The organism is Methylopila musalis (assembly GCF_042679725.1).
In the GTDB taxonomy this organism is placed as follows: domain Bacteria; phylum Pseudomonadota; class Alphaproteobacteria; order Rhizobiales; family Methylopilaceae; genus Methylopila; species Methylopila musalis.
In genome coordinates this window covers 1-6,719 of sequence record NZ_JBHTMX010000148.1, presented here as the reverse complement: position 1 = coordinate 6,719, position 6,719 = coordinate 1, and the positions used below count along the sequence as shown (strand labels likewise).

Annotated in this window: 6 protein-coding genes; 3 read left to right on the top strand and 3 right to left on the bottom strand. The window is 69.4% G+C overall.

The window, feature by feature from the left end:
- Positions 1 to 101: 101 nt before the first annotated feature.
- From ACFQ4O_RS13360 to ACFQ4O_RS13350, 3 genes are all read right to left on the bottom strand, one after another.
- Positions 102 to 569, bottom strand: coding sequence for an HPP family protein (locus ACFQ4O_RS13360; RefSeq protein WP_378776188.1), 468 nt, complete (start codon positions 567 to 569; stop codon positions 102 to 104).
- Between the two features lie 84 nt (positions 570 to 653).
- On the bottom strand, positions 654 to 1,859 hold the full coding sequence (locus ACFQ4O_RS13355) for an NAD-dependent formate dehydrogenase (RefSeq protein WP_378776187.1): 1,206 nt from the start codon (positions 1,857 to 1,859) through the stop codon (positions 654 to 656).
- Between the two features lie 252 nt (positions 1,860 to 2,111).
- Entirely contained in the window at positions 2,112 to 3,035 is a 924-nt protein-coding gene (locus ACFQ4O_RS13350) for a LysR family transcriptional regulator (RefSeq protein ID WP_378776186.1), read from the bottom strand.
- Between the two features lie 212 nt (positions 3,036 to 3,247).
- Between ACFQ4O_RS13350 and ACFQ4O_RS13345 the strand changes: the two genes are divergently transcribed.
- The 3 genes from ACFQ4O_RS13345 to ACFQ4O_RS13335 are packed head-to-tail and all read left to right on the top strand — an operon-like array spanning position 3,248 to position 6,431.
- Complete coding sequence (locus ACFQ4O_RS13345; RefSeq protein ID WP_378776185.1) at positions 3,248 to 4,357, top strand: alpha/beta fold hydrolase; 1,110 nt, start codon at positions 3,248 to 3,250, stop codon at positions 4,355 to 4,357.
- Entirely contained in the window at positions 4,354 to 5,316 is a 963-nt protein-coding gene (locus ACFQ4O_RS13340) for a bifunctional enoyl-CoA hydratase/phosphate acetyltransferase (RefSeq protein ID WP_378776184.1), read from the top strand. Before ACFQ4O_RS13345 ends, ACFQ4O_RS13340 begins: the two co-directional genes overlap by 4 nt.
- On the top strand, positions 5,313 to 6,431 hold the full coding sequence (locus ACFQ4O_RS13335; protein ID WP_378776183.1) for an acetate/propionate family kinase: 1,119 nt from the start codon (positions 5,313 to 5,315) through the stop codon (positions 6,429 to 6,431). The genes ACFQ4O_RS13340 and ACFQ4O_RS13335 overlap by 4 nt, the downstream gene beginning before the upstream one ends.
- The last annotated feature ends 288 nt before the right edge of the window (positions 6,432 to 6,719 follow it).

Here is a 6,719-nt window from a genome sequence, read left to right as displayed (position 1 = left end):
CCAAAAGCTTGACCGCAAACACGGAAGATACCCGCGCGAAGGCGCGGGCATGACGGAGAGGGCGTTGCAGGCCTCGCGCGAGACGCGCCCCGGCCCGGCCCTCAGGCCCGAACCGGATAGGCGGCGCCGGTCAGCGTCCGGTGGTAGAGCGCGCCGGCGAGCACGATGACGACGGCGCCGACCAGCACCGGCGAGAACAGGAACGGCCAGGACGCGCCGGCGAGAATGACCACGATCGGATCGGCGCCCGCGGGCGGGTGGGTCGTCTTGGTGACCAGCATCAGGGCGATGGCGGCCCCGACGCCGAGGCCGAAGGCGAGCGGCCCCGCGCCGAGAAGCGCGAGCGCCACGAGCCCGACCGCGGTCGAGATCAGATGGCCGCCGATCACGTTGCGCGGCTGGGCGAGCGGGCTCGCCGGCACGCCGAACACCAGCACGCAGCTCGCCCCGAAGGGCGCGATCAGCAGCATGGCCCCGGACAGCTGCGACAGTTCGGCGAGCGCATAGATGACGAGAAAGCCGCCGAGACCGGCGACGGCCGCGGCGCGCGCGGCCCTGACGGACGCCATGGCGCCCTCCGACTGAGACGGTCACGCAAGGGACGACGTCCGGGGCCGGCGGCGAACGCCGGCCCCGGACGGTGCGACTGAGGCTCAGCCGGCCTTCTTGTACTTCGCGGCCTCTTCCGAGCCGCCGGTCGAGTCGCCCGAGGCGTAGGAGCGCGCGCCGACGCCGGCGAGCTTGCCGCCCTGCACGATCAGATACTCGTCGCGGATCGGCCGACCCTCGAAGTGGCATTCGAGGATCTCGCGCGTGCCCGCCGCGTAGCGCGCCTGGGCCGAGAGCGAGGTGCCGGAGATGTGCGGCGTCATGCCGTGATGCGGCATGCTGCGCCACGGATGGTCGTTCGGCGCCGGCTGCGGGAACCAGACGTCGCCGGCGTAGCCCGCCAGCTGGCCGCTTTCGCAGGCGCGCACGATGGCGTCCCGGTCCACGATCTTGCCGCGCGCGGTGTTGATGATGTACGCGCCGCGCTTCATCTTCGAGATCATCGTCTCGTCGAACAGGTTCAGCGTCTCGGAGTGCAGCGGGCAGTTGATCGTCACCACGTCGCAGACCTTGACCATGTCCTCGACGGTGTCGTGCCAGGTCAGGTTCAGCTCCTTCTCGACCGCTTCCGGCAGGCGGTGGCGATCGAAATAGTGCAGATGCACATCCCATGGCTTCAGGCGGCGCAGCACGGCGAGGCCGATGCGGCCGGCGGCCACGGTGCCGATGTGCATGCCTTCCACGTCGTAGGAGCGGGAGACGCAGTCGGCGATGTTCCAGCCGCCCTTCTTCACCCACTCGTAGGACGGCAGGTAGTTGCGCACCTGGCTGACGATCATCATCACCACATGCTCGGCGACGCTGATCGAGTTGCAGAAGGTGACCTCGGCGACGGTGACGTCGTTCTTCACCGCGGCGTCCAGGTCCACATGGTCGGAGCCGATGCCGGCGGTGAGCGCCAGCTTCAGCTTGGGCGCCTTGGCGATGCGCTCGGCGGTGAGATAGGCCGGCCAGAACGGCTGGGAGATCACCACTTCGGCGTCGTGCAGGTGCTTCTCCAGCTCGGAATCCGGGCCGTCCTTGGACGAGGTCACCACCAGCTCGTGGCCGTTGGCCTCCAGATATTTGCGCAGGCCGAGCTCGCCCGAGACCGAGCCCAGAAGCTCGCCCGGCTGGAAGTCGATGCCCTTCGGCGTCGGCAGCGTCTGCCCGTCGGCGTATTTTTCGATCTTCGGCAGATCGTCGCGGGCGTAGGTCTTCGGCATGCCGTCGACCGGATCATCGTAAAGAACACAAACGACCTTGGCCATGTCACAGTCTCCTCGTTCCACGTTTCCGGGAAGAGGAGCGCGCGCCGCCTCACGTCGCGCCGCACAGGAAGCGGCGCGTTCAAGACGTGTCATAGATTTATAACAGAACCAATCTGAAAGATCGGTCGCAGGCGCTTCCTCTTTATCGCGCTTATGCGGCTTGTTCCGCCGTCTTCAGCGTCGAATGAAGAGATGCTGGACCTCGAAACCATCGATGTCTAATGAAAGCATTTGAAGCGCTGATAGGCGTCGTCAATCAGCGACCCGGCCGATCGCCGCGGCGAGTTCGGCCTCCAGATCGATGTCGAGCGCGCTCGCCAGCAGCGCCGCCGCCATGGGCGAGCGCGGCTCCCGGTCCGACAGCACCAGCCCGATGGCCTGGCTGTGGGCCGGCTCCACCAGATCGATCGCCACCAGATCGGGCGCGGCCGGGAACACGCAGAAGAAGGTGTGCGGCACGATCCCCGCCCAGCCGCCGTGCCGCAGGTGGGAGCACACGCCGAGGAACGAGTTCGACGTCACCGCCGGGCGCACCGTGACCCCGATCGAGGCCGCGAGATTGTTGATGATGCGCCGGTTCTGCATGTCCTCGCTCAGCAGGCAGAGCGGCTCCCGCGCGGCCTCCGCCCAGGTGATGGAGCGGCGGGAGGCCAGCCGGTGCCCGCGATGGGCGACGAAGACGTAGCGCTCCTGATAGAGCGGCGCCCGGCGCACCCGCTGCAGCGGCTCGTTTTCCAGATAGGTCATGCCGCCGTCGAGCTCGAGCGCGTCCAGCCCCTCCTGAATCGCGCGCGAGGTCAGCGACCGCACCTCCACCGTCGCGGCCGGATGGGCCTTCGCGAAACGGGCGGTGATGAAGGACACCGCCGGCATGGCGGCCGGGATGACGCCCAAAGTCAGCGCGCCGGTCAGGCCTTCCCGCGCGCCGCCCAGATCGTCCTTCAGGCTGTTGTAGTCGGTGAGGATCTGGCGGCCCCAGATCAGCACCTTCTCGCCCTCGGCGGTCAGGCCCTCGAAGCGCTGGCCGCGCACCACCAGCCGCGCGTCCAGATCCTCCTCCAGCTTGCGGATCGCCGCCGACAGCGTCGGCTGGGTGACGTGGCACGCCTCCGCCGCGCGGGCGAAATGCTTCTCGCGCGCCAGCGTGACGAAATAGGACAGATGCCGGACGAGCATGGGCTGCGCTCCTCGCAGTCGTTATGATTCTTCAAATACGACGATCGGGGGCCGAAGCGCCAGAGCCGCCGCGCCCTTCGCCGTTGACGCCTTCGGCAAAGCCTTGGAGCCGTTCCGAGCCCGCAATGGTCTTCGCCACGCGCCTCCGTCATCCTCGTGTCGCAGCCGGGGTCTCAAACACCTTGAGCATCCCCGTTCGAGCCGTGCTTGTCATGACAGACGCCCTCACGCCGTCGCCCTCCGCCCCGGTCGCCGAACCGGGCCCGCCCTGGCTCTGGCCGGTGGAGGCCGCGCTGCGTCTGGCGGGCTCCGGTCTGGACTTTCTGGAGGAGGCGGCGAAGATCGCCTGCCCGCCCCCGCCGCGCTGGGCGACCGCCAACACGGTGCGGCTCGACCTGCCCACCATGCGCCTGCGCGCGTTCGGCGACCCCGAGGCCGGGACGATTCCGGTGCTGATCGACGCGCCCTATGCCGGCCACAGCGCCACCATCGCCGATTATGACGTCGGCCAGAGCCTCGTCGCGACGCTGCTCGCCAACGGCGTGCGCCGGGCGTTCGTGACCGACTGGAAGCCGGCGACGCCGGAGATGCGCAACTTCTCCATCGACACCTATCTGGCCGAGCTGAACGTGGCGATCGACGATCTCGGCGGCGCGGTGCATCTCGTCGGCCTCTGTCAGGGCGGCTGGCTGAGCGCTATGCTGGCTGCGCGCTTTCCCGCCAAGGTGACATCGCTCGTGCTGGCCGGCTCCCCGATCGACACGGACGCCGGCGACGGCCCGATCCGCCGGCTGGCGCACGACCTGCCCATGGAGAGCTACCGCGCCATGGTGGAGATGGGCGACGGCCTGATGCCCGGCCGCTTCATGCTCACGGGCTGGAAGAACATGCACCCGGCCGAGCAATATGTGGACAGGTTCGTGACGCTCTACACGCACATGTCGGACCGGAACCATCTCGACCGCACGGAGACCTTCGCCTCCTGGTACGAGACCCCGCTCGACCTGCCGGGCGCCTATTATCTTCAGGCGATCGAGCAGCTGTTCAAGCAGAACCTCCTCGCCAAAGGCGCCTTCGTCGGCCTCGGGCGGCGCATCGATCTCGGCCGCATCCGATGCCCGGTATATCTGCTCGCGGGCGAAAACGACGACATCACCACCCCCGAACAGGTGTTCGCCGCGCGCGGCCTCGTGGGGACCGCGCCAGACGACGTCACGGAAAGGCTCGTGCCCGGCGGCCATATCGGCCTGTTCATGGGCCGGCGGACGCTGGCCGAAACCTGGCCCGACATCGCGCGCTGGATCGAAAGGGCGAACGGATGAACGAACGCGCCACCCCGACGGACGCGTCGGACGACTATCTCCGCGCCGCCCTCGCCCGCTGCGCGGCCCTGCCGGCCGTGCGCACAGGCGTCGTCCACCCCGTGACCGCGACGGTGATCACAGCCGTGGCGGAGGCCGCCGCCGACGGGCTGATCGCGCCCGTGCTGATCGGCCCCCGCGCCCGCATCCTCGCCGCGGCGGAGGAGGCCGGCGTCGACGTCGCCCCTTGGGAGCTGATCGACGCCGAACACAGCCACGAGGCGGCGGACAAGGCCGCCGTCGGCGCCGCGACCGGGCGGCTCGACGCGCTGATGAAGGGCGCGCTCCACACCGACGAGCTGCTAAGCGCGGTCGTGCGCCCGCAATCCGGGCTCAGGACCGAGCGCCGCATCTCCCACGCCTTCGTGATGCACATCGGCAGCTATCCGAAGCCGTTCATCATCACCGACGCCGCCATCAACATCGCGCCCGATCTCGCCACCAAGGCCGACATCGTCCAGAACGCCGCCAACCTCTGGCGCGTCGCCATCGGCGGCGCGGACGAGACGCCCAAGGTCGCGGCGCTGGCCGCCGTCGAGACCGTGAACCCCAAGATGCCGGCGACACTCGACGCGGCCGCGCTCTCCAAGATGGCGGAGCGCGGCCAGATCACCGGCGCGCTGGTGGACGGGCCGCTCGCTTTCGACAACGCCATCAGCCCCGCGGCCGCGCGCGAGAAGGGCATCGTCTCGCCGGTCGCGGGACAGGCGGACATCCTGCTGGTTCCGGACCTTGAGGCCGGCAACATGCTCGCCAAGCAGCTCTCGTTCCTCGGCGGCGCCGACTCCGCCGGCATCGTGCTCGGCGCGCGCGTGCCGATCATCCTGACCAGCCGGGCCGACAACATGCGCGCCCGGCTGCTCTCCTGCGCGCTCGCGGTGGTGCTGGCGGACGCGCGCCGGACAGGACAGCTGAAGTGACCGACGCGCTGCTGGTGCTGAACTCCGGCTCGTCGAGCCTGAAGTTTCAGGTGTTCGCCATCGACGGGCTCGAGGTTCTGGCCCGTGGCAAGGCCGTGCGCCTGGGCGAGCCCGCCCCGACGATGGACGCCAGCACGGCCGCCGGAGAGAAGGAGCGCGCCGCCCTCCCCGCCGGCGCCGACCATCAGGCCGCGCTCGCCGCCGCGCTCGCGTTCGTCGGCCGGCACGGCGACGCGTGGCGCATCCGGGCGGTGGCGCATCGCATCGTCCATGGCGGCGACGCCTTCGTCGATCCGGTGATCGTGACGCCCGAAGTTTTCGCCGCGCTGGAGCGGCTGTCGCCGCTCGCGCCGCTGCACCAGCCGCACAACCTCGCCGCCGTCGCCGCGACCCAGCGTCTCCTGGGCGATGTAACAAGCATCGCCTGTTTCGACACCGCGTTTCACGCCCGGCGCGATCCTGTGTTCCACGACTTCGCGCTGCCCGCGGACCTGCGCGAGAAGGGCGTGCGCCGCTACGGCTTCCACGGCCTGTCCTACGACTGGGTCGCGCGCCGGCTCGCCGCCGAGCATCCCGCCCTTCACGCGGGCCGCGTGGTGGCGGCGCATCTCGGCAACGGCGCGAGCCTGTGCGCGATGCGCGGCGGTCGGAGCGTCGACACCACCATGGGGATGACGGCGCTGGACGGCCTCCCCATGGGAACGCGCTGCGGGGCGCTGGACGCCGGCGCGGTGCTGTATCTGCTGGAGGGTCTTGGCCTCAGCGTCGGCGAGGTGTCGACGGCGCTGTACGAACGCTCCGGACTGCTCGGCCTGTCGGGCGTGAGCAACGACATGGAGACGCTGCTCGGCAGCGCGGATCCCCGTGCGGAGTTTGCAGTTGAGTTCTTCGTGACGCGGGTCGCGCAGTTCGTCGCTGCGATGGCGGCGGCGGTCGGCGGGATCGACGGGCTGGTGTTCACCGGCGGGATCGGCGAGCACGCGGCGTCTGTGCGCTCATCGATCGTGTCGCGTCTCGGCTTTCTGGGCTTGTTCGACGTTCTGATCGTTCCGGCGAACGAGGAACGCGTGATGGCGCTTCAGGCGGCTGAGCTTTTGGGGGCGGTGGGGCGCTGAGGGGCGACTTTGTCGCCTTCGACATTGCATCGGGCAGACCGAAGCCGCACGAACCTATACGCGTTTGGAGCACGTTGTGTCCGCGCGCTTTGGCTTTTTGCCTTCTTCGCCCTTTTGTCCCCGCTGCGGCTGGCCCTCGCGTCCCTCGACCGGCCCAGTGCGTGTGAGCGCGTTGGGCGTTGCGTGACGCGTCGCCTCCGCGCTCCCTCGCCTTCTCCGGCCCTTTGAACGCACAAAGCCCGCCTTGGTGGCGGGCTTTGTGCGTGATTGTCGTGCGTATGTATTGAT